Here is a 25,616-nt window from a genome sequence, read left to right on the forward strand (position 1 = left end):
CGACTTACCCTACACCAGAGGCAATAATGAAATCACAACGCACCGACATTAAGGGTATTGAGCTTATTACGTCTGACGACGGTTTTACGCTTGCATACCACTCACGGCTTATTTTACGTCACAGCTCGCAATCTCCGTGTTTATGGGTTGGCGCGGGCGAAGCGGATATCGAGATGTTCCGCGGCAACTTCAGCATTAAAGACAAGCTGAACGAAAAAGTGGCGCTTAACCAGGCGACGGTCGTTGCACAGCCGCAAGGCTGGGCGATCCGCTTTACGCGCGGCGACGCTGTCAGCGCAACGCTGCATATCGGTATCGACAGCCACCAGCGTTTGCTGCTCGAATTGAAAAACGACGCGCCCAGCCATAACCGTATCTGGCTCCGGCTGGCCGCGCAGCCCGAGGACCATATTTACGGCTGCGGCGAACAGTTCTCTTATTTCGATCTGCGCGGTAAACCCTTCCCGCTGTGGACCAGCGAACAGGGTGTGGGACGCAATAAACAGACGTATGTCACCTGGCTTGCCGACTGCAAAGAAAATGCGGGCGGCGACTATTACTGGACCTTCTTCCCGCAGCCAACGTTTGTCAGCACCCAGAAGTATTACTGCCACGTCGACAACAGCTGTTATATGAATTTCGACTTCAGCGCGCCGGAGTTTCACGAACTGGCATTCTGGGAAGATAACGCCACGCTGCGTTTCGAATGCGCGCCTACTTATATTGATCTGCTTGAAAAACTCACCGGTCTGCTTGGCCGCCAGCCAGAACTCCCGGACTGGGTTTACGATGGCGTGACGCTCGGTATCCAGGGCGGGACCGAGGTTTGCCAGAAAAAGCTCGACGCGATGCGCAACGGCGGCGTCAAGGTTAACGGCATCTGGGCGCAGGACTGGTCCGGCATCCGCATGACCTCGTTTGGCAAGCGTGTGATGTGGAACTGGAAGTGGAGCAGCGAACTGTATCCGCAGCTTGATCAACGCATCCCGCAGTGGAAGCGCGAAGGCGTGCAGTTCCTCACCTATATCAATCCGTATGTCGCCAGCGATCGCGATTTGTGCGAAGAGGCGGCAAAACGCGGATATCTCACCAAAGACGTTAATGGCAAGGACTATCACGTTGAGTTCGGCGAGTTTTACGCGGGGGTTATCGATTTAACCAACCCCGCAGCCTGGGACTGGTACAAAGGCGTGATTAAACAAAACCTGATTGCGCTCGGCTGCGGCGGCTGGATGGCGGATTTTGGCGAATATCTTCCCACCGACACGGTACTGCACAACGGCGTGAGCGCGGAAATCATGCATAACGCCTGGCCTGCCCTGTGGGCAAAGTGCAATTACGAAGCGTTGGAGGAAACCGGCAAACTCGGCGAAATCCTGTTCTTTATGCGCGCCGGTTATTCAGGTAGCCAGAAATACGCCCTGATGATGTGGGCGGGCGATCAGAACGTCGACTGGAGCCTGGATGACGGCCCGGCCTCGGTGATCCCGGCGGCGCTGTCGCTGGGGATGAGCGGCCACGGTTTGCACCACAGCGATATCGGCGGCTACACCACCCTGTTTGAGATGAAGCGCAGTAAAGAGCTGCTGCTGCGCTGGTGCGATTTCAGCGCATTCACCCCAATGATGCGCACCCATGAGGGCAACCGTCCGGGGGATAACTGGCAGTTCGACAGTGATGCCGAAACTATCGCCCACTTCGCCCGCATGACTACCGTCTTTACCACTCTGAAGCCGTATATCAAAGATGCGGTGGCGCAGAATGCAAAATCGGGCCTGCCGGTGATGCGCCCACTGTTCCTGCACTATGAGGACGATGCGCATACCTACACGTTGAAATACCAGTATCTGTTTGGCCGCGATCTGCTGGTGGCCCCGGTGTATGAAGAAGGGCGCAGCGACTGGACGCTCTACCTGCCGGAAGATAACTGGATAAACGTCTGGACAGGCAAGTCGCATCGCGGCGGCGAAGTGACCGTTGATGCCCCGCTCGGCAAGCCGCCGGTGTTTTATCGCGCAGAGAGTCAATGGGCGCAATTATTCCAGACGCTGCAACGTCTCTGAGGCAATGGTCATTGTGCAGCAATAATAAATAGCTCAAGGAACGATTATGGATTTTTTTACCCTGTTTACGCCTGACGGCATCCAGCTGGATACCGCCGCCATGCTGATCGTCATTGCAATTATGTTTTTATATACCTTTGTTGGCATATGCGCCGGTTTTGGCGGCGCATTAACGACGATGCCATTAATTACCTTATTACTGCCGTTAAAAATGGCGGCACCGATGTCGGTCATTGTCGGTACGGCAACCGCATTATATGCAACCTGGCTTTCACGCAAAGAGACCGACTGGAAATCTGCCATCGTTTTAATTCTGTTTTCGTTTGCCGGTATTCCTGTCGGGCTCTATGCGCTGGCCTATTTGCCAGACCATATTATGAAAACGGGGTTAGGCGCGTTTCTGATCCTGTATTCCTTTTACAGTCTGTTTATTCCTCGCCTGCCGGTCTACGACAAACCCTGGATCGCCATGCCGATGGGCGCTATTGCCGGGGCATTGGGATCGGCGTTTTCCACTAACGGGCCGCCGGTAGTGATCTACGGCATGCTGAGAAATCTTGGTCCGGCGGCGTTCCGCGGCACGCTGAATGCGTTCTTTACCGCCAATAACATCGCGATTATCGGCGGCCTCGCCACCAGCGGTATTTTGACCGTTTCAACCGTTAAGCTGGTGATGTTCTGCATCCCGACCATGATATTGGGTTCGTTGGTGGGTCAGTATGTGCATAAGCGTATCTCAGTAAAAGTCTTCCGAATTATCGTCTTTTTATTATTAATCGCCTCCGGCGCGATGTTGATTAAAGGCGCAACAGGAATATCGCCAGCCGCCGCATTAATACCCGTATTTGGACTGCTGATCGTATTGCAATTGTTATTCGGTAAAAAAGTCGCCGCTATTCGTGAAGCCTGCGAGGCGGAAAAGATCACCCACTAATCTGCTTATTAAGCCAATGGAGAAGGTCTATGGGTCAGGTAAGTCCGGAAAAATTGCGCCTGTCGCTGAAAGAAAAGATCGCCTATGGCATGGGCGATTTAGGTTCGAATATCTTGCTGGATATCGGCACACTTTATTTATTGAAGTTTTATACCGATATTTTGGGCCTGCCGGGCACCTATGGCGGGATTATCTTTTTAATTTCCAAATTTTTTACCGCCTTTACCGATATGGGAACGGGTATCATGCTCGACTCGCGGCGCAATATCGGCCCGAAAGGGAAATTTCGCCCCTTCGTGCTGTACGCCGCCTTCCCTGTGACCTTACTGGCTATCGCCAACTTTGTCGGCACGCCGTTTGAAGTGACCGGGAAAACCGTGATGGCGACGGCACTGTTCATGCTTTATGGCCTGTTCTTCAGCATGATGAACTGCTCCTATGGCGCAATGGTACCCGCTATCACCAAAAACCCCGATGAGCGGGCTTCTCTGGCAGCCTGGCGTCAGGGTGGCGCAACGCTGGGCTTGCTGTTATGTACGGTGGGTTTTATCCCGGTGATGAATCTGGTCGAGGGGAATCCTCAGCTCGGCTATATCTTTGCCGCCACGCTGTTTTCTGTTTGCGGGCTGTTCTGTATGTGGCGCTGCTATGCAGGCGTTCAGGAGCGGTATATCGACCCGCAACCCGCTAACCCTGCGCATAAACCCGGTTTACTGCAGTCGTTTCGCGCCATTGCCGGGAACCGCCCGCTGTTTATTCTCTGCATCGCCAACCTGTGTACCCTCGGCGCGTTTAACGTCAAACTCGCCATTCAGGTTTACTACACCCAGTACGTGCTGAATGACCCGATTTTATTGTCATACATGGGGTTTTTCAGTATGGGCTGCATCTTCTTTGGCGTCTTGCTGATGCCTGCCGCCGTGCGCCGCTTTGGTAAGAAAAAGGTATATATCGGCGGCCTGCTCATTTGGGTCGCTGGCGATCTGCTCAACTACACCCTGGGCGGTGGTTCAGTCAGCTTTGTCGCGTTTTCCTGCCTGGCGTTCTTTGGCTCCGCCTTCGTTAACAGCCTCAACTGGGCACTGGTTTCCGACACGGTCGAATACGGCGAGTGGCGCACCGGCGTGCGTTCTGAAGGCACGGTCTATACCGGTTTTACCTTCTTCAGAAAAGTCTCCCAGGCGCTGGCGGGTTTCTTCCCCGGCTGGATGCTGACACAAATCGGTTATGTGCCTAACGTGGTGCAATCTGCCGGTACGGTTGAGGGCTTGCGGGAACTGATTTTTATTTGGCCCGCCGCGCTTGCCGTGGTCACGATTGTGGCGATGGGATGCTTCTATAACCTCAATGAGAAGCTGTATATCCGCATTGTAGAAGAGATCGAGATGCGTAAGCGTCCGGCGTGAAAACGACTGTAACGAGGATCGACATGAACACCAGCCCTGATCCGTTAACCCTCAAACTGAGCCTGCGAGAGAAATGCGCCTATGGAATGGGCGATGTCGGCTCAAACCTGATGTTGTCCATCGGTACGCTGTATCTTTTAAAGTTTTATACCGATGAGCTGGGCCTGCCCGCGTTTTACGGCGGCGTGATATTTCTGGTGGCGAAGTTCTTTACCGCGTTCACCGATATGCTAACCGGCGTGCTGCTGGACTCGCGTCGCACTATCGGCCCGAAGGGAAAATTCAGGCCCTTTATTCTGTATGCTTCAATCCCGGTTGCACTGGTGGCCACAGCGCAGTTTATGACTAACGGTTTTGAGCTACCGGTAAAAACCGCCGTGGCAACGGTGCTGTTTATGCTGTTCGGCCTGTTCTACAGCCTGATGAATTGTTCCTACGGCGCAATGGTGCCTGCCATTACCAAAAACCCCAATGAACGCGCCCAGCTCGCCGCCTGGCGTCAGGGAGGTGCAACGGTCGGTTTATTGATTTGCACCGTTGGGTTTATGCCGATTCAGGCGATGTTTAACGCCAGTTCATCATTAGGTTATCTGATGGCGGCCATGCTGTTTGTTACTGGTGGGCTTTGCTGCATCTGGTGGTGCTACAGCGGCGTTAAAGAGCGCTATGTGGAGGTCATGCCAGCTCATCATAAGCCGAGCATTTTAAAATCGTTTTGCGCGATCTTCCGTAACCCCCCGCTGTTGGTGCTGTGTATTGCGAATCTGTGCACGCTGGCGGCTTTTAACATTAAGCTGGCGATTCAGGTTTATTACACCCAGTACGTACTCAACGATATCCACCTGCTGTCATGGATGGGATTTTTCAGTATGGGCTGCATCCTGGTGGGGGTGCTGTTAGTCCCTACTGTGGTTAAACGCTTCGGCAAGAAGCAGGTCTACCTGGGTGGGTTAATCCTCTGGGCAGTAGGCGATGTGTTGAACTTTTGCTGGGGCAGCAGTTCGCTGATGTTTGTGTTGTTTTCCTGCATGGCATTCTTCGGCACCGCCTTTGTGAATAGCCTTAACTGGGCGCTGGTACCGGATACGGTGGAATACGGCGAATGGAAAACCGGTATTCGCGCCGAAGGTTCGGTTTATACCGGTTATACCTTTTCGCGAAAAATTTCCGCCGCGCTGGCTGGATTCCTGCCGGGCATTATGTTGACCCAGATCGGCTATATCCCGCATATCGCCCAGAGCGAGGCAACGCTGTTGGGTTTGCGTCAGCTTATTTTTCTCTGGCCCTGCAGTCTGGCGATTATCGCCGCAGTAACCATGGGGCTGTTTTATAAACTTAATGAACAACGTTTCGCTTTTATTATTGAGGAACTTGGAAAACGCAAAAAACATTTTTCCCCTGAACCTGAAATGAAGAAAGAAAATAAAGCGTCAGCCGTCACTTTATAACTAAAAACCTGGCCGTAATACGTTGCCTTCGTGCCTCGCACAAGGGCGGCTTTTCTGTACTTGATACATGGAAAAAATAATGAAAAAACTTCTCACAGCAGCGTTGGTGTTGTCCGTTTCCAGCCCGGTTTTTGCCGGAGCCTATGTAGAAACCCGTGAAGCCTATAACACCGCTTCCGATCTGCACGAGGTCATTCTCAGGGCAGGTTATAACTTTGATATGGGTGCAGGCATTATGGCAACAAATGCCTATAACATCGGCAGATGGGATGAAATTAAGCACAGCTATAATGAAATCGAAGGCTGGTATCCACTTTTCAGGCCCACTGATAAATTAACCTTTCAACCTGGCGGATTAATTAATGACAACAAGGATGGTTCCGGCGGCGCAGTTTATTTAGATACCAATTACAAATTTACTCCGTGGTTTAATCTGACCTTTCGCTACCGTTATAACCACAATAATTATGATACCCCTGACCTTAACGGCGATATGAATAAAAATGATACCCACGAGTTTGCCAACTACTGGAATTTTAAAGTCACCGACCAGTTCACCTGGATCTTTGAACCCCATTTTTTTCAGCGTGTAAACGACTACCACAGCAAAAATGGTAAAGACCATCACTGGGAAATTACTAATGGATTTCGATACAAAGTCGACCAACATTGGTTGCCGTATCTGGAATTGCAGTGGCTGGACCGGTGGAATGCGTATAACAAGGAGCAGTACCGTATACGGGTAGGGTTGCGGTATTCGTTTTAAAAAAAAGCCCGGGATTGTTAATATCATCCCGGGTCATTTAGTGAAATGACCAACAGTACCACTTTTAAAAAATCATCAATTTCACTTTAACTCACTTGAAGATGAAATTTTTTATAGTAATAGTACGTAATTTCATTTGTCACCCAGGTTATAGTTGTTGCGATAAGTGTCGCAACTACCAGGTAAAGTATAACTTCAATAGAGTCTCCACATAAACTACTTTGAGCTGATGTATTACACATAAGAAATGCATCGATGTGTTCATATGTGCCAATCTTTAAAGGAATAACTGCAAATACCGTGAAATAGACCCCTCCTCCTATAATAGATATCCAGTTTTGTGAAGCACAGATACCCAGTATAACAACATAAATTAAAAAACTAATTATCATATAAAAAATCAAAACTAACCATGTAATACTATAGTTATTTTTATACAAAAAAGCACAAAAAATAATAGATATTATTATCGATATCATAAACAATAAGAAATAATTTATTATGTTCATCATTCTATAATCCAACCGTTATTTTACCATAGGCCTCTATCGAGGTACCCGGTATTAACATTTTGTGAGTATATGATAAAGCTCTTCTTAATCTATAGAATTCTTCACGTCTACAAAAAGTGATACAACCATCAGAAACACCTGTACCATCGGGCCGCAAAGGATGTAGCCTAAAAGCCGACCTTGAACGTATGTCATACGCATGTGAAAGATCACACGTACTTGTTTCCCTCCATTTTTGAGATCCCCATCTGGCATTTCTCATGTACGTGGCATCAGTTCTATTTAAATAATCATAATTACTCAGAGGTGAACTGTATGTTATGAAAGCATGTATATCATTAATTTTCTCTTGATCTCCACAACCTAAAAAGGATTTGAACACAACTATTGTTTGATCATTAATTGAACCATCATCTTTAAATAACGCAAACCAATCATCATAAACATTTCCTGTCCGGAATTCTTTTTCTTTTTTTTTAACCAACTGCCAAATCCGCCAGTTGGGCGATCAACTATCCAGTATATGCCTAGTGGTATAGGACCATTCTTTTCCATATAATAATTTGCATTATTTTTTAGCTCCCCAAGCCCTGTAAAAACGTCGAAATTGCCTACGCCCACACAAATTAGCTTGAGGTTATTTTCAGCTGAAACATCTCGAAGATTTAAATAACAGTAAATCATAATCAACCCCACCATTCCTCGAATAGGAGAGTTTAATTTATAGTGTTTTTGCTATTTTATTTGATGGTACTTTCAAAAAAACAATAAATAGGAAAAAATTTAATTCATTGGCATCCAAATAAAAAAGCCGCTGAAATTCAGCGGCTTTTTCGCATCACTCAAACAATCTTAGTCTTCTTTCGAACCGCGAGCGGCGCGACGACGATCGTTTTCAGTCAGATGACGTTTACGGATACGGATGGACGTCGGGGTCACTTCGACCAGTTCGTCATCATCGATAAACTCAAGCGCCTGTTCCAGAGACATTTTGATCGGCGGAACCAGAACCGTGGCTTCGTCGGTACCGGACGCGCGCATGTTGGTCAGTTTCTTACCGGTCAGGCAGTTAACGGTCAGGTCGTTAGAACGGCTGTGAATACCGATGATCTGGCCTTCGTATACTTCCGCACCGTGACCCAGGAACAGCTTGCCGCGGTCCTGTAAACCGAACAGCGCAAACGCAACCGCTTTGCCCTGGCCGTTAGAGATCAGCACGCCATTGTTACGCTGGCCGATTTCGCCCGGACGCACGTCGTCATAGTGGCTGAAGGTGGAGTACAGCAGACCGGTACCGGAAGTCATGGTCATGAACTCGGTACGGAAGCCGATCAGGCCACGCGCCGGGATCAGGTAATCCAGACGAATACGACCTTTGCCGTCAGGGATCATGTCTTTCACGTCGCCTTTACGCTCGCCCATGGCTTGCATTACAGCGCCCTGGTGCTGCTCTTCGATATCCAGGGTAACGTTTTCGAACGGTTCCTGCATGCGGCCATCAATCACGCGGTTGATAACTTTCGGACGGGACACCGCCAGTTCGAAGCCTTCACGACGCATGTTTTCGATCAGCACCGACAGGTGCAGTTCGCCACGACCGGATACGCGGAACGCATCGGAGTCTTCGGTTTCTTCAACGCGCAGCGCCACGTTGTGCACCAGCTCTTTGTTCAGACGCTCAAGGATCTGACGAGAGGTCACGAACTTCCCTTCTTTACCGCAGAACGGCGAGGTGTTGACGTTGAAGAACATGGTTACGGTCGGCTCGTCAACAGACAGGGCCGGCAGCGCTTCCACATTTTGCGGATCGCACAGCGTATCGGAGATGTTCAGCTCGCCCAGACCGGTGATCGCGATGATATCGCCTGCTTCCGCTTCGGTGGATTCAATACGCTCCAGGCCGAGGTGGGTCAGTACTTTACCGACTTTACCGTTACGGGTTTTGCCTTCGCTATCGATCAGGGTGATCTGCTGGTTAGGCTTCACTTTACCGCGCTTGATGCGACCGATGCCGATAACGCCAACGTAGTTGTTGTAATCGAGCTGGGAGATCTGCATCTGGAACGGACCGTCGAGGTCAACGTTCGGTGCCGGTACGTGGTCAACAATCGCCTGATACAGCGGGGTCATATCTTCCGCCATGTCGGTGTGTTCGTTGCCTGCGATACCCATCAGCGCAGAAGCATAAATAATCGGGAAGTCCAGCTGCTCGTCAGTCGCGTCGAGGTTTACGAACAGGTCGAATACCTGGTCGACAACCCAGTCCGGACGCGCGCCAGGACGGTCAACTTTGTTGATAACAACAATCGGCTTCAAACCGTGGGCAAACGCTTTTTTGGTTACAAAGCGGGTCTGCGGCATTGGGCCATCCATTGCATCCACAACCAGCAGTACTGAGTCCACCATGGACATAACACGTTCAACTTCTCCACCGAAGTCGGCGTGCCCTGGGGTATCAACGATGTTGATACGGTAGTCATTCCATTTGATAGCGGTGTTTTTAGCGAGGATGGTAATCCCACGCTCTTTCTCCAAATCGTTGGAGTCCATCACACGTTCTGTGGTCTCAGCACGTTCGCTGAACGTACCGGATTGCTGCAGCAGCTTGTCAACCAGGGTCGTTTTCCCATGGTCAACGTGCGCAATGATGGCGATGTTACGCAGATTTTCGATCACAACTTTGCCTCAGGCATTAGAAATAGCGCGTTATTGTACACGTATTAATCGAAGGACTAAACAGGATCACAAAGAACCTTTACAAACAATATGAACAGTAAGGGATTGTGATCGGTTTCACGAAGCAAAAAAGAGAGCGCCCAACGAAAATTGCACCAATACGGTGCTCATTATTCACATATGAGCACTATATTGGTGCAAGATATCCATCCTGGTGCAGCCCTTTTGCACTATGGTGCGCATAATAGCGCCTTTTTAGGGTAATTTGAAAGTTGGCACAGATTTCGCTTTATCTAAATCAGGGTGAAAACACCAACTGTTGAGCAGTGCAATTCCACGACGACGATGACCAATCCGGGAGAGTAAGTATGTCCGCCGAACACATTCTGACGATGCTGAATGAACATGAAGTGAAGTTTGTTGATCTGCGCTTCACTGATACCAAAGGTAAAGAGCAGCACGTCACAATCCCTTCCCATCAGGTAAATGCTGACTTCTTCGAAGAAGGCAAAATGTTTGATGGCTCCTCGATTGGTGGCTGGAAAGGCATCAACGAATCTGACATGGTGCTGATGCCTGACGCCTCCACCGCTGTGCTGGACCCGTTCTACGAAGAACCGACCCTGATCATCCGTTGCGATATCCTTGAGCCGGGCACCATGCAGGGTTACGACCGCGACCCGCGTTCTATCGCCAAGCGCGCTGAAGAGTACCTGCGCTCCACCGGTATCGCGGATACCGTGCTGTTCGGGCCAGAGCCGGAATTCTTCCTGTTTGATGACATCCGTTTCGGTAGCTCCATTTCCGGCTCTCACGTAGCTATCGACGATATCGAAGGCGCGTGGAACTCCTCTACCAAATACGAAGGCGGCAACAAAGGCCACCGTCCGGGCGTGAAAGGCGGTTATTTCCCGGTTCCGCCAGTCGACTCTGCACAGGACATCCGTTCTGTTATGTGTCTGACCATGGAAGAAATGGGCCTGGTAGTTGAAGCTCACCACCACGAAGTGGCGACGGCTGGTCAGAACGAAGTGGCTACCCGCTTCAACACCATGACCAAAAAAGCAGACGAAATTCAGATCTACAAATATGTGGTGCACAACGTGGCGCACCGCTTCGGCAAAACTGCGACTTTTATGCCAAAACCGATGTTCGGCGATAACGGCTCCGGTATGCACTGCCATATGTCTCTGTCCAAGAACGGTACCAACCTGTTCTCTGGCGACAAATACGCGGGTCTGTCTGAGCAGGCGCTGTACTACATCGGCGGCGTAATCAAACACGCTAAAGCGATCAACGCCCTGTCTAACCCGACCACCAACTCCTACAAACGTCTGGTCCCGGGTTACGAAGCGCCGGTTATGCTGGCTTACTCTGCCCGTAACCGTTCTGCCTCCATCCGTATTCCGGTGGTCGCATCTCCGAAAGCGCGTCGTATCGAAGTGCGTTTCCCGGACCCGGCGGCTAACCCGTACCTGTGCTTCGCCGCGCTGCTGATGGCTGGCCTTGACGGTATCAAGAACAAAATCCATCCGGGCGAAGCCATGGATAAAAACCTGTATGACCTGCCGCCGGAAGAAGCGAAAGAAATCCCGCAGGTTGCAGGCTCTCTGGAAGAAGCACTGAACGAGCTGGATCTGGACCGCGAGTTCCTGACTGCTGGCGGCGTATTCACTGACGAAGCTATCGATGCCTACATCGCCCTGCGTCGTGAAGAAGATGACCGCGTGCGCATGACCCCGCACCCGGTAGAGTTTGAGCTGTACTACAGCGTTTAATTTTGTAGTTGTTAATGTTGCCGTGGAATTTTAGCCCATCTCCGGATGGGCTTTTTTCTCCACCAATAAGCTGATTTTAGAGGCTTTTTGCCCGTCTAACGCTATACTGCACTAAATTGGTGCAACTTTCCGGAGACTGCTAAATGGCAACAGGCATGCTGCCCGATGCTGGGCAGATCCTCAATTCTTTGATTAACAGCATTTTGCTGGTGGATGACGAGCTGGCGGTCCATTACGCCAACCCTGCCGCCCAGCAGCTGCTCGCCCAAAGCTCGCGCAAACTGTACGGCACGCCGTTGCCGGAACTGCTGAGCTATTTTTCGCTCAATATCGCGCTGATGCAGGAGAGCCTCAACGCGGGCCAGGGATTTACCGATAACGAAGTGACGCTGGTGATCGACGGGCGTTCGCACATTCTTTCCCTGACCGCCCAGCGCTTGCCGGATACGCTGATCCTGCTGGAAATGGCCCCGATGGATAATCAGCGCCGCTTAAGCCAGGAGCAGTTGCAGCACGCGCAGCAGATCGCCGCGCGCGATTTAGTGCGCGGCCTGGCGCATGAAATTAAAAATCCGCTCGGCGGTTTGCGCGGCGCTGCGCAATTGTTGAGTAAAGCGCTACCCGATCCGTCGCTGACGGAGTACACCAAAGTCATTATCGAGCAAGCCGACCGGCTGCGTAATCTGGTCGACAGGCTGCTTGGCCCGCAACAGCCCGGGATGCACGTGACGGAAAGCATCCATAAAGTGGCGGAGCGCGTGGTGAAACTGGTGTCGATGGAGCTGCCAGAGAACGTCACGCTCATCCGTGATTACGACCCCAGCCTGCCGGAACTGGCGCACGATCCCGATCAAATCGAACAGGTGCTGCTGAATATTGTGCGCAACGCGCTACAGGCTCTGGGGAGCGACGGTGGCGAAATCACGCTGCGCACCCGCACCGCATTCCAGCTGACGCTGCACGGCGTGCGCTACCGGCTGGCGGCGCGTATTGACGTGGAAGACAACGGCCCGGGTATTCCGGCCCATTTGCAGGACACGCTGTTTTACCCGATGGTCAGTGGCCGCGAAGGCGGCACCGGATTGGGGCTGTCTATCGCCCGCAATCTTATCGACCAGCATTCGGGAAAAATCGAATTTACCAGTTGGCCGGGTCATACCGAATTTTCGGTGTACCTTCCCATTAGAAAATAGCCGCCGAGTCGTTCAGGTTGGCTGGACTGAACGATAACGCGTATATCGAGGTGTTTATGCAACGAGGGATAGTCTGGATCGTTGATGACGATAGCTCCATCCGCTGGGTGCTGGAGCGAGCGCTCACCGGCGCCGGATTGCACTGCACGACATTTGAAAGCGGGAACGAGGTGCTCGATGCGTTGACCACCAAAACCCCGGACGTGCTGTTATCGGATATCCGTATGCCGGGCATGGATGGGCTGGCGTTGCTTAAGCAAATCAAACAGCGCCATCCGATGCTCCCGGTTATCATCATGACCGCGCATTCCGACCTGGATGCCGCCGTGAGCGCCTATCAACAGGGCGCGTTTGATTATCTTCCTAAACCGTTTGATATCGACGAAGCGGTGGCGCTGGTTGAACGCGCGATTAGCCACTATCAGGAACAGCAGCAGCCGCGCAATGCGCCGGTCAGCGGCCCCACCACCGATATTATCGGCGAAGCCCCGGCGATGCAGGACGTGTTCCGCATTATTGGCCGATTGTCGCGTTCATCGATCAGCGTGCTGATCAACGGCGAATCGGGCACCGGTAAAGAGCTGGTAGCCCACGCGCTGCATCGCCATAGCCCGCGCGCTAAATCACCGTTTATCGCGCTGAATATGGCGGCTATCCCCAAAGACCTGATTGAGTCTGAGCTGTTTGGCCATGAGAAAGGCGCGTTTACCGGCGCGAATCAAATTCGCCAGGGGCGGTTTGAGCAGGCCGACGGCGGCACGCTGTTTCTTGATGAAATCGGCGATATGCCGCTGGACGTTCAGACCCGTTTATTGCGCGTGCTGGCGGACGGGCAGTTTTACCGCGTCGGCGGCTATGCGCCGGTGAAGGTGGACGTGCGGATCATCGCCGCCACCCACCAGAATCTGGAGTTACGGGTTCAGGAAGGCAAATTTCGTGAGGATTTGTTCCATCGCCTGAACGTAATCCGCGTTCATTTGCCGCCGCTGCGCGAGCGCCGGGAAGATATTCCGCGCCTGGCGCGCCACTTTCTTCAGGTTGCCGCGCGGGAGTTGGGCGTAGAAGCCAAGCTGCTGCATCCGGAAACCGAAGCGGCGCTGACGCGTCTCGCCTGGCCGGGCAACGTACGCCAGCTTGAAAACACCTGCCGTTGGCTGACGGTCATGGCGGCAGGCCAGGAAGTGTTGATTCAGGATTTGCCAGGGGAACTGTTCGAAACCACGGTACCTGACAGCCCGAGCCAGACACTGCCGGACAGCTGGGCGACGCTGCTGGCACAGTGGGCGGATCGCGCGCTGCGTTCCGGTCATCAAAACCTGCTTTCTGAAGCGCAACCTGAAATGGAACGCACGCTGTTAACCACGGCGTTGCGCCATACTCAGGGCCATAAACAGGAAGCGGCGAGGCTGTTAGGCTGGGGCCGCAACACCCTGACGCGCAAGCTGAAAGAGTTGGGTATGGAGTAGCGCTGTACCGCTGTGTAAATATGGACCGTTTAGCGCAAACTGCTGCAATTTTGTACTTTACTGTATTAACAACTTCAGTATGATCACGCGCGTTCACGCGAGGGAAAAATCATGCTGGAATCATTAATTCATTTTGTGTCGAGCAGCGCAGAAGTGGGCGCAGCGGCAAGCCAGACGCCGCACACCGCCGTTGCGGCTGTACTCTGTGCGGCACTGCTTGGGCTGTTTAGCTGAGACCATCCCCTCAACCAGACCGGTGAGGGGATTGTTTTAGATAACGCGTGAGAACTGCTGCATCCGCGCCTTCTGGCGCAAATATACGTCAAAGCACATGCAGATGTTGCGGATTAACAACCGGCCTTTTGGCGTCACCTGGATGCCTTTCTCGTCAATGTCCACCAGCCCATCTTTCGCCAGCGGCGCTAACAGATTCAAATCCTCGGCAAAGTAATCCGCGAAATCCAACTGCCACTGCTGCTCAACCGCAGAAAAATCGAGACGGAAGTTACAGATCAGCGCTTTGATAACGTCACGGCGGATGCAGTCGTCGTGGGTGAGTGCCAGGCCACGCCACAGAGCGTCACCGCGCTCATCAACATACTGATAATACTGCTTCAGCTCTTTGTAATTCTGCGCGTAGCTGTCGCCAATCATGCTGATCGCCGACACGCCAAGGCCGAGTAAATCGGTGTCGCCCTGGGTGGTGTAGCCCTGGAAATTGCGGTGCAGCACGCCTTCGCGCTGGGCGATCGCCAGTTCGTCATCCGGACGGGCAAAGTGGTCCATGCCGATAAACTGATAACCGGTCTGCATCAGCGATCCGATGGTTTGCTGCAAAATATCCAGCTTCTGCTGGGCCGTGGGTAAATCGGCTTCTTTGATTTTACGCTGGGCGGCAAACAGCGTCGGCAGGTGCGCATAGTTGAACACGCTCAGGCGATCCGGATTGAGTTCCGCCACTCGTTGCAGCGTATAAGCGAAGCTTTCCGGCGTCTGTTTTGGCAGGCCATAAATCAGGTCGATGTTGGTCGAGGTAAAGCCGATTTCCCGCGCGTGGTTCAGCAGTGCGAAGATAAACGCTTCATCCTGCTCGCGGTTTACCAGACGCTGCACTTCTTTGTTGAAATCCTGCACGCCCATGCTGAGACGGTTAAAACCTTCGGCGCGCAGGTGATCGAGCACATCCAGCTCAATTTCACGCGGGTCAACTTCGATGGAAATTTCCATTTCGTTGCTGAAGTTGAATGCGCCGCGCAGCAGATTCATCAGACGGCTGATTTGCGCTTTGTTCAGGTACGTGGGCGTGCCGCCGCCCCAGTGCAGTTGCTTAACGGTGCGGCCCGCAAACAGCGGCGCGCGGTGAATAATCTCCTGCTCCAGCGCATCCAGATACTGATCGGCTTTATGCTGCTGGCGAGTGACAATTTTATTGCAGCCGCAGAAATAGCAGAGCTTATGGCAGAACGGGATATGCACATACAGCGACAGCGGACGATCGGGATAGCGCGCCACCGCCTGGTGGAATTGGCTTTCACCGTACTGGTCGGAAAATTCAAGCGCGGTAGGATAAGAGGTATATCGCGGCCCGGAATAGTTATATTTCTGGATAAGGGCCAGATCCCAGTCGATCAACTGCACAGACATGCTCACTCCTTCCGATGATGTCTTTGGCGGGTACGCTGAACGGACCCACCAGCACCACGGGCGATGAGCCGGTTGCGCAACCGCTTTTGACGGCGCGACAACCGCTGTAGTTTAACGAATAACCACACCAGATAACATACTATTGGCAGGACAACGATCAGGACGGGCAGGCCCATAGCGTGCCGATCAGTTGCCGCCCTTGAGCAGACGCATCAAATCGTCGCCGCGGTTTTCGTCTTCTTCCTCGTCTTCATCATCCCAGGAGAGACCAAGCTGCTGCATCAGCTCATCAATACGATCCAGTTTCGCGTCGACCCATTCCTGATCGGCTTTGCTCAGGGTTTCCCCTTCTTCAAGACGCTCCAGCAATCCATCCAGACGCTCGTCGTTTTCCAGCATATCCAGTTCGGCCTGCGGTGAAAGCATAGGTTTCTTCTCACTCTTCGGTTTCTGCTGCTTAGTTACAGGCGCTTCTGTCACGCCCAGCGGAATGGGGGTTTTACTGCCGATGCGCGGATCTTTTTTCTGGCCGCTGCGGGCGTTTTTCGCATCTGCCGCAGCGCCGGATGCGCGGCTGCCTGGCGCGTGGCCGCTGTGTTTTTTCTGGCGCTTGCGTTCGCGCCCTTCCTGATTCAGCTCTTCGCGTGTTTTACGACGCGCTTTCGCAGGACGTTTGGAGGTTGGTTGCTTCATATTAGGGTCGTCTTAAGCCATTTACGAGAATAATGACATCATACTTCAAGCCGCTTCTTACATTATGGGTAATTAAACGATATGTGAGAGACGGTTTATTTATGATGATGAGAATTGCGGCGGAATCTATCAGAAAGGCAGAAAAGAGAAAAGGCGACAGTTTTGCTGTCGCCTTTTCTCTTAACTTTGCGCTCGTCCTGGCTTGCTACCAACTACCCTGTTTTTCCTTTAGCAAACAACGCTCCGTGTATGTCCTTTTCCCTGTGGCGTCTTATGACGCTGGCTCTCCGGCCATATCCTGTTCTTCGTCACCCTGACGTTCCTGAACCTTATTCCGGGGTCATCCTGTCCCGCGCTGACTACTTTACCTTTTTAGAATAATCAGACAAGCCGTAGGCGCAGCAATCTACCATTTTTAAGAGTGGTCTTATTAGAATATCCCCATGATTTATAAATATTTATTTTAAATGCATGTAAAGAATATCCCTGTTTCTCCCAGGGTTTATATCGGCAATCTCTTACAACATATCGGGAATATCATGTAAGCCTGGATTTAAGAACCCCGCCTTTGGCAGGGGTTCAGGTATAATCCCTTCATCGCTTGTCCTGATGGAGACGACCTTTGACTAACTGGAACTATCAACAGACGCATTTTGTGACCAGTGCGCCTGATATTCGCCACTTGCCTTCCGATACCGGCATTGAAGTGGCTTTCGCGGGCCGCTCGAACGCAGGGAAATCAAGTGCGCTTAATACCTTAACCAATCAAAAAAGCCTGGCCAGAACCAGTAAAACCCCTGGCCGTACGCAGCTGATCAACCTGTTTCAGGTCGCGGAAGGCAAACGCCTGGTCGACCTGCCCGGCTACGGTTATGCCGAAGTCCCGGAAGAGATGAAGCTAAAATGGCAGCGCGCACTGGGTGAATATTTGCAGGCACGTCAGTGTTTGCAGGGCCTGGTAGTGTTGATGGATATTCGCCATCCGCTGAAGGATCTTGATCAGCAGATGATTCACTGGGCCGTAGAGAGCCAAATCCCGGTGCTGGTGCTGCTGACCAAAGCTGACAAGCTGGCCAGCGGCGCGCGTAAAGCGCAGCTCAATATGGTGCGGGAGGCGGTTATCGCCTTTAACGGCGATGTGCAGGTTGAAGCGTTTTCGTCCCTGAAGAAACTGGGCGTTGATAAGCTGCGTCAGAAACTGGACAGCTGGTTTAGCGACCTGACGCCGGTTACGGAAGATTCGCAGGCCGAAGAATAAGCAAGTGTACGGGGCAACCCGTACCCTCAGAACTTTTCTTTGGGCAATAAAAAACGCCCCAGTCATTAGATGACTGGGGCGGCTAAATATTCAGCCAAATCCGATTACGTGAAGTAAAAGGTCTGAAAGATAGAACATCTTACCTCTGTACCCTACGCGTTTAACTCTACTACCTTTTTTTCGCGCCACAAAGTATTTTTGTAATTTTTTTTCAATCTTTACATTCTGAATTCAAAGCGTCATCACAAAAAGCGATAACTTATGTTGCTAAGTTACAGAAAAATGACTTTGCGGCGCATTTATCAGTGAGCCTGATCCCAGTTTTCACCGCTGCCCACTTCCACCAGCAACGGCACATCCAGTTTCATACTGTTTTCCATGAGTTCATGGATCTTCTCAGACACGGCTTCCACATCATCTTTATGTACTTCAAACACCAGTTCATCGTGTACCTGCATGATCAGTTTGACGCGCGGCTGCTCTTTCTCAAGCCAGGCGTCTACGGCAATCATGGCGCGTTTGATGATATCGGCGGCGGTACCCTGCATTGGGGCGTTGATCGCCGCGCGCTCTGCACCGGCGCGGCGAGCCGCGTTACTGGATTTGATGTCCGGGAGATACAGACGGCGGCCATCCAGCGTTTCAACATAGCCCTGCTCTTTCGCCTGCTGGCGGGTACGCTCCATATACTCGCGCACGCCGGGGTAGCGCTCGAAGTAAAGGTCCATGTACTTTTGAGATTCTTTGCGCGGAATATTGAGCTGGCGCGACAGGCCAAACGCGCTCATGCCATAGATCAGCCCAAAGTTGATCGCTTTGGCGCTGCGGCGCTGTTCGCCGGAGACGCTTTCCAGCGGCAACCCAAACACTTCCGCTGCCGTGGCGCGGTGAATATCCTTGCCTTCAGCAAAGGCGCTCAGTAAGCCTTTATCGCGGGAAAGGTGCGCCATGATGCGCAGTTCGATTTGCGAGTAGTCCGCAGAAACGATCACATAGTCTTGCGGCGCAATAAATGCCTGGCGAATTCGGCGTCCTTCTTCATTGCGCACCGGAATGTTTTGCAGGTTTGGATCGGTAGACGAGAGCCGACCGGTAGCCGCAACCGCCTGATGATAGGAAGTATGCACGCGCCCGGTTTTCGGGTTAATCATCAATGGCAGTTTATCGGTGTAGGTAGATTTGAGCTTAGCCAGCCCGCGATATTGCAGAATCACTTTCGGCAGCGGGTAATCCAGCGCCAGCTCTTCCAGCACCTCTTCCGACGTAGACGGCGCGCCGCCAGGCGTTTTCTTCAGCGGCTTAATGCCCTGCTTTTCAAACAGAATGGTTTGCAGCTGTTTGGTGGACGAGAGATTGAACGGTTCGCCGGCAATGTCATGGGCTTTTTGTTCCAGCTCGGCCAGGCGTAGCGTTAATTCTGCGGAATGACGGTGCAATACCGCCGGATCGATTTTCACGCCGTTACGCTCAACGCGCGACAGCACCGGCACCAGCGGCATCTCGATGGTTTCAAAAACGTGGCGCGGCCCTTTTTCTTTCTCCAGCTTCGGCCACATTTTGAGATGCAGTTGCAGCGTGACGTCTGCATCCTCGGCGGCATAGCGCCCTGCTTCTTCCAGCGCAATCTGGTTAAAAGTCAGCTGGTTTTTGCCTTTGCCGGCAATCTGTTCAAACGTGATGGTTTTATGCTTCAGCCAGCGATCGGCCAGGCTATCCATATCATGACGGCCCGCTACGCTATCCAGAATGTACGATTCCAGCATGGTGTCGAAGGCAATACCGCGCAGTTCAATACCGTAATTCTGCAACACGCCGCGATCGTATTTGAGGTTTTGCCCGACTTTACGGGCGCTTTCGCTTTCAAGCAGCGGCTTTAATAATTCCAGTACGCGTTCGCAGGTCAGCTGTTCCGGCGCATCAATATAATCGTGCGCCACCGGCACATAGGCCGCAATCCCCGGTTCGGTTGCGAACGAGAAGCCCACCAGCCGCGCGGAGTGGTTGTCCAAGCTGTCCGTTTCGGTATCAAAGGCAAAGACCGGGGCTTTCTCAAGACGGGTAATCCACTCGGTGAGCGTTTTCTCATCCAGAATGGTGACGTAGCTGTCATAAGAGAGTGCCACAGCCGGTTCGTCAGGCTCTTCGTTGATAACGATAGTTTCCAGCGGTTTCGCCGCGGGTTTCGCGCCTTTCGCCTGCAGCCATTTACCGGCTTCAACATCCGCGGTCCAGCGCTTGAATTCATATTTCTTGAACAGATCGACCAGCACGTCCACCGTCGGCTGTTTTACTTCAAGCTGATCGCAAGTCAGTTCAAGCTCCACATCGGTTTTGATGGTGGCGAGCTGGTAAGAGAGGTATGCCACCTCTTTGTGATCGGCAAGCTTAGCGGCCATGGTTTTGGCGCCCCGGAAGCTCAGGCCAGCGATTTTTTCCGGTTCGGCAAACAGCGTATCCAGGCCACCCAGGCCTTGCAGCAAGCCCTGCGCGGTTTTCTCGCCCACGCCAGGCACGCCCGGAATGTTATCCGAGGAATCGCCCATCAGCGCCAGAAAATCGATAATCAATTCCGGCGGCACGCCGTATTTCGTCACCACTTCTTCCGGACCGAGAATGGTATTGGTCATGGTGTTGATCAGCGTAATGCCTGGGGTAACCAGCTGAGCCATGTCTTTATCGCCGGTGCTGATCAGCACCGGACGGCCCGCTTTTTCCGCTTCACGCGCCAGAGTGCCGATGACGTCGTCGGCCTCTACGCCGGAAACCGCCAGCAGCGGCAAACCCATGGCCTTGACCATGGCGTGCAGCGGCTCGATCTGCGCACGAAGATCGTCAGGCATTGGCGGACGATGCGATTTGTAATGCTCGAACAGCTCATCACGAAAGGTTTTGCCTTTGGCGTCAAAGACTACCGCCGCGTGAGTCGGCTGATACTGCATTAACAGGCTACGCAGCATATTAAGTACGCCGTACATTGCCCCGGTCGGCTCGCCTGCGCTATTGGTCAGCGGCGGAAAGGCGTGATAGGCCCGATACAGGTAAGAAGAGCCATCAACGAGGATAAGAGGATTTTCTGGGATCTGAACCATAATGTCCGTGCCTGATGTTTAAGTTATCCCTAAAGGATGCCATAGCTGGCACAGAAATATGAATTTTTCAGACCAATATGCATGAAAGAATTAACGATCCTCGACCTCTCTCGCAGGATCAACCTGTGGATAACTGTGTGCACAAAAGTTTTCAGAATAAATGCATATATAAAAATAACGATCGCTTAAATTAAAAATAACAGCCATATCATGCAGTTATGGTAAATCACTGATCTAAGATATTTCCCTCTCGATCGTTTGGTTATTGTGGATATAAAATATCGCAAACGTTGTTAAATCGCTGATAAATCCGACGCTTTCCGTAAATTCAAATACCGTAACGTTTCGGTTCGTCATCAAACCGGGATTTCTGATAAAATCCACCACTTGTGCGCATTTTCAACGCACCGCTTCCTATAACTCCATGAATATAATCATTATGTCGAGATTGATTGCTGCGATAACGCTGTTTTTGAGTATCGCGCTGACTATTTTAGTAACGATTTTCTGCTCTGTTCCTATCATTCTTGCGGGGATTATAAAGCTATTAATGCCGTTTCCCGCCGCCTGGCGAGTTATCTCTACGTTCTGTAATTTCATGATGTATTGCTGGTGCGAAGGACTGGCTGCGCTGTTAAAACTCAATCCGCATTTAAAATGGGATGTAGTAGGCCTGGAAGGGTTAAGCAAGAAAAACTGGTATCTGCTGATTTGTAATCACTACAGCTGGGCCGATATTGTGGTGCTGTGCGTTCTGTTCCGCAAACATATCCCAATGAATAAATATTTCCTTAAACAGCAGCTTGCCTGGATCCCGTTTATTGGGCTGGCTTGCTGGGCGCTGGATATGCCGTTTATGCGACGCTATTCCCGCAGCTATTTATTGCGCCATCCGGAACGGCGTGGAAAAGATGTGGAAACAACCCGACGTTCCTGCGAAAAGTTTCGCCATCATCCGACGACTATCGTCAATTTCGTTGAAGGCTCGCGTTTTACTGAAGCAAAAAGCCAGCAATTACGCTCACCCTTTAAGCATTTGCTACCGCCAAAAGCCGCGGGTATCGCCATGGCGCTTAACGTTCTTGGCTCGCAATTCGACAAGATGTTAAACGTCACGCTGTGTTACCCGGAAAATAACGCAACGCCTTTTTTCGATATGCTGAGCGGTAAACTGACGCGTATTGTGGTGAGGATCGATTTATTACCGGTGGCGGAGGAATTGCACGGCGATTATGTCAACGATAAAAACTTCAAACGGCAATTCCAGCTCTGGCTTAATGCACTCTGGAGCGAGAAAGACAATCTGCTTGAGGCGATAAAACAGCAATACAAAAAAGCCGGTCAGTGACCGGCTTTTTCATGTGCGTATTATTTCTTTTCGACCAGGAATTTCACGGTATCCGCATATTGCTGAACAAATGCATCCATATTGCTGGTATCCATACCCTGCGGGTTCAGCTGATATTTGCCGTTAACAAACATCGCCGGTACGCCACGCAGTTCAAGATCGGCTGCCGCTTTTTCCTGCTGAGCAACCAGCGATTTCACCACGAAGCTGTTCCATGCGGCATCGTACTCTTCACCTTTCACACCGGCATCGATAAAGACTTTACGGATGTCGGCTACGGTCTGTACGGTTTGGGTTTTCTGAACGGCATCAAACATCGGTGCAGTGATTTTGTCTTCCACGCCCAACGCCATGGCGACCGCCCAGGCCTGAGTCAGATCTTTACCCAACGGCCCCAGGAATTCGACGTGATACTTAGTCATTTTGGTGCCTTCCGGCAGTTTCTTTTTCACGTTATCGGAAACGTGGATCACTTCTTCAAACTGATAGCAGTGCGGGCAATAGAATGAGAAAAACTCAAGCACTTGCGGTTCGCCGGTGACGGGTTTTTCGAGCGTAATGTACTGTTTGCCGTCGGTGATTTGGGCAGCTGATGCGCTAAAAGCCAGAATCATCCCCGCCAGCGCCAGTAATACTTTTTTCATCTTCAACTCTCTCCTGAATATACAGATTAATACATCGGCGTTAACTGCAATGGGGGTTCGTTGAGAACCCGTACCTGCTCGTGAAATGTTGCCGTTTGCCTGCGCCAGTAATCTTCCTCTGCAAGCCAGGGGAAGTTACGGGGGAACGCAGGATCTTCCCAACGTCGAATTAACCACGCCAGGTAATAAACCATACGCATCGCGCGTAACGGTTCAATTAAAGTCAGCTCGCTCATATTAAAGGGGGTAAATTCTTCATACGCTTCAATAATAGTTTCGAGCTGCATGCGCTGTTCGGCTTTATCGCCGTTTAACAGCATCCATAAATCCTGTACGGCCGGGCCGTTGCGCGCATCATCCAGATCGACAAACAGCGGCCCGTCGCGCCAGAGAATATTACCGGGATGGCAATCCCCATGTAATCGCAGCGTTTCTGCATTTTCATCCCAGCGGACGCGGACCGCATCGATTAGGGCATCTGTCGCGCTTAAAAAGGCGTCTTTCAACGCAGCGGGAACCAGAGGGGAGGCGGCCAGCAGGACACGCGGTTCAAGAAGATATTCATTGATGCCAATCGACGGGCGATGCTGGAACAGGGCGCGACGGCCAACCTGATGAATGCGGCCAAGATAGCGCCCTACCCATTCCATTTGATCGAGATTATCAGTTTCATACTGGCGACCGCCAAGGCTTTGAAAAACGGCGAAGCGATAGCCCTGGTATTCAGGCAGTGTCGTGCCGTTAAGAATTAACGGCGCAGCCAGCGGGATCTCATCGGCGGCTAATTCCAGCGCAAAAGCGTGTTCTTCGAGGATCTGCGCAGTCGTCCAGCGCTGCGGACGATAGAACTTCACGACATAGCGTTTACGATCTTCATCCTGAAACTGGTAAACACGGTTCTCGTAGCTATTCAACGGCGTTAGCCCGGAATCAACACGGATGCCCTGTTCAAATAAGGCATCCATTATGATGTCCGGGTGTAACGTCTGGAATGTAAAAGCGTTATCTGTCATTCCGTTATCCAAAAATACGGCTAATGCTTCAGAATATCATTCTGGCAGCGTATTGTTGGCTTCGCTTACATGCTTTTACTCTTTAATGACGCCGCGAGCGCGTAAGAGTGCCGTTTTAAAATCCTCTTCATAATCTTTTTTTAGCCCCGGAATGGCGTCGTCTTTCGCGGAATCGCGCATTTTCAGGTGGTATATCAAGATATCATCGGTGAGATCGGCCAGATCGCCGGTAAAACCTGACTCCTTCGCCAGTTTCTGCAAAAATTGCAGCAGATTAAGGTCGGGCTCTTTTTGCCAGGCTGGCTGAAGCAATTCGATAACTTCATTAAGGCGTTTGCATTTCATAATGGCGCTCCTTTCTTTGAGAAAGACACGTTAACAGGGTCAAACCCACAATAAAAGAGGCGATACTTTTGGTGAAATTAACGGGTGCAGTACTGGCCGGTGGCCGGGCGACGCGAATGGGCGGTCAGGACAAAGGTTTGGTGCTGCTGAATGGCAAGCCGTTATGGCGGCATGTCGCATCGCGTCTGCTGCCGCAGGTTAATAGCCTGGTGATTAGCGCCAACCGAAATATCGAACTGTATCAGCAAAGCGGTTTTAGCGTGATTACCGATACGTTGGCGGATTTTCCGGGGCCGCTGGCGGGAATGTTATCTGTCATGCAGGCAGTAGAAAGTGAATGGTTTCTGTTTTGCCCCTGCGATACGCCAAATATTCCTTCCGATGTCGCGTCGCGTTTACAGGCTGCCATTAATGACGCACCAGCCGCCTGGGTGAACGATGGGCAGCGCGATCATCCTACGCTGTGCCTGGTGAACAGACGCGTCGCACCGTTGCTGGAAGCGTACTTAGCCAGCGGCGAAAGACGCGTAATGGTATTCCTCAAGCAGGCCGGTGGCCATGCCGTGTTGTTTAGTGACGGTGCGCAATGCTTTGCAAACGTAAACACACCTGACGATCTCGAAAAATGGCAGATGAAATGACGACGCCGATACTTGGCATTACAGGCTGGAGTGGAACCGGAAAAACCACGCTGCTGAAAAAGCTGATCCCAGCGCTAAACCAGCGCGGCATTCGTACCGGGTTAATTAAGCATACCCATCACAATATGGACGTCGATAAGCCTGGTAAAGACAGCTATGAGCTACGTAAGGCCGGTGCGTATCAGACGCTGGTGGCCAGTGCCGAGCGCTGGGCGCTGATGACCGAAACCCCGGATGAAGCGCCGCTCGATCTTCACTATCTGGCAAGCCGAATGGATCACCGCACCCTGGATATTATTCTGGTGGAAGGCTTTAAGCATGAAGCCATTCCTAAACTGCTTTTATACCGTGAAGGGACGAAGCATAGCGTTGCCGATCTGATTTGCGATGAATATGTCATTGCACTGGTGACGAATATCACTATGCACCACAGTTTGCCGGTTATTGATATTAACAATGAGCAACAGGTGGCTGATTTTATTGCAGAGTGGTTGAAAAAGCAGTAACGATGAGTCAGGCGGAGCGATGGTTAATCCGCCTGGTTTTTGCTGGATCGCAGACAGCAAAAAGCCCATCCGTAAGGATGGGCTTCTGCTTTGTTTGATGCCTGGCAGTTCCCTACTCTCGCATGGGGAGACCCCACACTACCATCGGCGCTACGGCGTTTCACTTCTGAGTTCGGCATGGGGTCAGGTGGGA

General features: G+C 51.6%; 23 protein-coding genes and 1 rRNA gene. 13 read left to right on the forward strand and 11 right to left on the reverse strand.

The features are described 5' to 3' along the window. Positions 1-26 precede the first annotated feature (26 nt). The 5 genes from FND52_RS20745 (at position 27) to ompL (ending at position 6,617) form a co-directional block, all read left to right on the forward strand. Positions 27-2,063: an alpha-glucosidase gene (locus FND52_RS20745; RefSeq protein ID WP_144133050.1), complete on the forward strand. Its 2,037-nt coding sequence runs from the start codon at positions 27-29 to the stop codon at positions 2,061-2,063. Between the two features lie 46 nt (positions 2,064-2,109). Continuing rightward, complete coding sequence (locus FND52_RS20750; RefSeq protein ID WP_144133052.1) at positions 2,110-2,997, forward strand: sulfite exporter TauE/SafE family protein; 888 nt, start codon at positions 2,110-2,112, stop codon at positions 2,995-2,997. A 29-nt stretch (positions 2,998-3,026) separates the two neighbouring features. Beyond that, positions 3,027-4,403 (forward strand): MFS transporter, encoded by a 1,377-nt coding sequence (locus FND52_RS20755; RefSeq protein ID WP_125295040.1) that lies wholly within the window; start codon positions 3,027-3,029, stop codon positions 4,401-4,403. 23 nt (positions 4,404-4,426) lie between these two features. Beyond that, positions 4,427-5,851 carry an MFS transporter gene (locus FND52_RS20760; RefSeq protein WP_144133054.1) on the forward strand — a complete coding sequence of 475 codons (1,425 nt, stop codon included), beginning with the start codon at positions 4,427-4,429 and terminating at the stop codon, positions 5,849-5,851. 79 nt (positions 5,852-5,930) lie between these two features. Then, positions 5,931-6,617, forward strand: a complete 687-nt coding sequence (gene ompL / locus FND52_RS20765) for a porin OmpL (protein ID WP_144133056.1) — start codon at positions 5,931-5,933, stop codon at positions 6,615-6,617. A gap of 513 nt (positions 6,618-7,130) precedes the next feature. Here ompL and FND52_RS20770 read toward each other — a convergent pair. From FND52_RS20770 to typA, 3 genes are all read right to left on the reverse strand, one after another. Continuing rightward, the gene (locus FND52_RS20770) at positions 7,131-7,511 is read right to left on the reverse strand and encodes a tlde1 domain-containing protein (RefSeq protein WP_280114077.1); all 381 of its coding nucleotides are present in this window, start codon (positions 7,509-7,511) and stop codon (positions 7,131-7,133) included. 2 nt (positions 7,512-7,513) lie between these two features. Then, positions 7,514-7,813 (reverse strand): tlde1 domain-containing protein, encoded by a 300-nt coding sequence (locus FND52_RS20775; RefSeq protein WP_167509387.1) that lies wholly within the window; start codon positions 7,811-7,813, stop codon positions 7,514-7,516. A gap of 168 nt (positions 7,814-7,981) precedes the next feature. Continuing rightward, a complete protein-coding gene (gene typA, locus FND52_RS20780) occupies positions 7,982-9,805 on the reverse strand; it encodes a ribosome-dependent GTPase TypA (protein ID WP_144133060.1) in 1,824 nt (607 codons plus the stop codon). Positions 9,806-10,173: 368 nt separating this feature from the next. Here typA and glnA point away from each other — a divergent pair, with 368 nt between their 5' ends. The 4 genes from glnA to FND52_RS20800 all read left to right on the forward strand — a co-directional run bounded on the left by glnA (position 10,174) and on the right by FND52_RS20800 (position 14,476). Then, a complete protein-coding gene (glnA, locus tag FND52_RS20785; protein ID WP_144133062.1) occupies positions 10,174-11,583 on the forward strand; it encodes a glutamate--ammonia ligase in 1,410 nt (469 codons plus the stop codon). A gap of 143 nt (positions 11,584-11,726) precedes the next feature. Beyond that, positions 11,727-12,776 (forward strand): nitrogen regulation protein NR(II), encoded by a 1,050-nt coding sequence (glnL, locus tag FND52_RS20790; RefSeq protein ID WP_125295045.1) that lies wholly within the window; start codon positions 11,727-11,729, stop codon positions 12,774-12,776. A gap of 56 nt (positions 12,777-12,832) precedes the next feature. After that, entirely contained in the window at positions 12,833-14,242 is a 1,410-nt protein-coding gene (gene glnG, locus FND52_RS20795) for a nitrogen regulation protein NR(I) (protein ID WP_125295046.1), read from the forward strand. A gap of 111 nt (positions 14,243-14,353) precedes the next feature. After that, positions 14,354-14,476, forward strand: coding sequence for a YshB family small membrane protein (locus FND52_RS20800; RefSeq protein WP_144133064.1), 123 nt, complete (start codon positions 14,354-14,356; stop codon positions 14,474-14,476). Positions 14,477-14,512: 36 nt separating this feature from the next. Here the strand turns inward: FND52_RS20800 and hemN are convergent, their stop codons facing one another. Together hemN and yihI are read right to left on the reverse strand one after the other, a co-directional pair. Then, positions 14,513-15,886, reverse strand: coding sequence for an oxygen-independent coproporphyrinogen III oxidase (gene hemN, locus FND52_RS20805; RefSeq protein ID WP_144133066.1), 1,374 nt, complete (start codon positions 15,884-15,886; stop codon positions 14,513-14,515). Between the two features lie 186 nt (positions 15,887-16,072). Beyond that, a complete protein-coding gene (yihI, locus tag FND52_RS20810) occupies positions 16,073-16,579 on the reverse strand; it encodes a Der GTPase-activating protein YihI (protein WP_144133068.1) in 507 nt (168 codons plus the stop codon). Positions 16,580-17,201: 622 nt separating this feature from the next. Between yihI and yihA the strand changes: the two genes are divergently transcribed. Further along, a complete protein-coding gene (yihA, locus tag FND52_RS20815) occupies positions 17,202-17,837 on the forward strand; it encodes a ribosome biogenesis GTP-binding protein YihA/YsxC (RefSeq protein ID WP_125295049.1) in 636 nt (211 codons plus the stop codon). A 90-nt stretch (positions 17,838-17,927) separates the two neighbouring features. Here yihA and spfP read toward each other — a convergent pair whose 3' ends face one another. Together spfP and polA are read right to left on the reverse strand one after the other, a co-directional pair. Continuing rightward, the gene (gene spfP / locus FND52_RS22165; RefSeq protein ID WP_071892919.1) at positions 17,928-17,975 is read right to left on the reverse strand and encodes a small protein SpfP; all 48 of its coding nucleotides are present in this window, start codon (positions 17,973-17,975) and stop codon (positions 17,928-17,930) included. A gap of 164 nt (positions 17,976-18,139) precedes the next feature. Continuing rightward, positions 18,140-20,926: a DNA polymerase I gene (gene polA, locus FND52_RS20820; protein ID WP_144133070.1), complete on the reverse strand. Its 2,787-nt coding sequence runs from the start codon at positions 20,924-20,926 to the stop codon at positions 18,140-18,142. Between the two features lie 424 nt (positions 20,927-21,350). On the opposite strand from polA, the gene FND52_RS20825 reads away from it, so the two are divergent. Next, the gene (locus tag FND52_RS20825; protein ID WP_244290601.1) at positions 21,351-22,274 is read left to right on the forward strand and encodes an acyltransferase; all 924 of its coding nucleotides are present in this window, start codon (positions 21,351-21,353) and stop codon (positions 22,272-22,274) included. Between the two features lie 20 nt (positions 22,275-22,294). Here FND52_RS20825 and dsbA read toward each other — a convergent pair whose 3' ends face one another. From dsbA to FND52_RS20840, 3 genes are all read right to left on the reverse strand, one after another. Beyond that, positions 22,295-22,918, reverse strand: a complete 624-nt coding sequence (gene dsbA / locus FND52_RS20830; RefSeq protein ID WP_125295052.1) for a thiol:disulfide interchange protein DsbA — start codon at positions 22,916-22,918, stop codon at positions 22,295-22,297. Positions 22,919-22,944: 26 nt separating this feature from the next. Next, positions 22,945-23,931, reverse strand: coding sequence for a serine/threonine protein kinase (locus FND52_RS20835; RefSeq protein ID WP_125295053.1), 987 nt, complete (start codon positions 23,929-23,931; stop codon positions 22,945-22,947). A 75-nt stretch (positions 23,932-24,006) separates the two neighbouring features. Then, positions 24,007-24,276: a YihD family protein gene (locus FND52_RS20840; RefSeq protein ID WP_144133073.1), complete on the reverse strand. Its 270-nt coding sequence runs from the start codon at positions 24,274-24,276 to the stop codon at positions 24,007-24,009. A gap of 68 nt (positions 24,277-24,344) precedes the next feature. Between FND52_RS20840 and mobA the strand changes: the two genes are divergently transcribed. Together mobA and mobB are read left to right on the forward strand one after the other, a co-directional pair. Continuing rightward, entirely contained in the window at positions 24,345-24,917 is a 573-nt protein-coding gene (gene mobA / locus FND52_RS20845) for a molybdenum cofactor guanylyltransferase MobA (RefSeq protein ID WP_144133075.1), read from the forward strand. Beyond that, positions 24,914-25,423 carry a molybdopterin-guanine dinucleotide biosynthesis protein MobB gene (mobB, locus tag FND52_RS20850; protein WP_244290602.1) on the forward strand — a complete coding sequence of 170 codons (510 nt, stop codon included), beginning with the start codon at positions 24,914-24,916 and terminating at the stop codon, positions 25,421-25,423. The genes mobA and mobB overlap by 4 nt, the downstream gene beginning before the upstream one ends. Positions 25,424-25,522: 99 nt before the next feature. Here mobB and rrf read toward each other — a convergent pair. Further along, a 5S ribosomal RNA gene (gene rrf / locus FND52_RS20855) occupies positions 25,523-25,616 on the reverse strand; the annotation flags it as partial.

Origin of the sequence: Atlantibacter subterraneus (assembly GCF_007570865.1) — a bacterium.
Lineage (GTDB): Bacteria > Pseudomonadota > Gammaproteobacteria > Enterobacterales > Enterobacteriaceae > Atlantibacter > Atlantibacter subterraneus.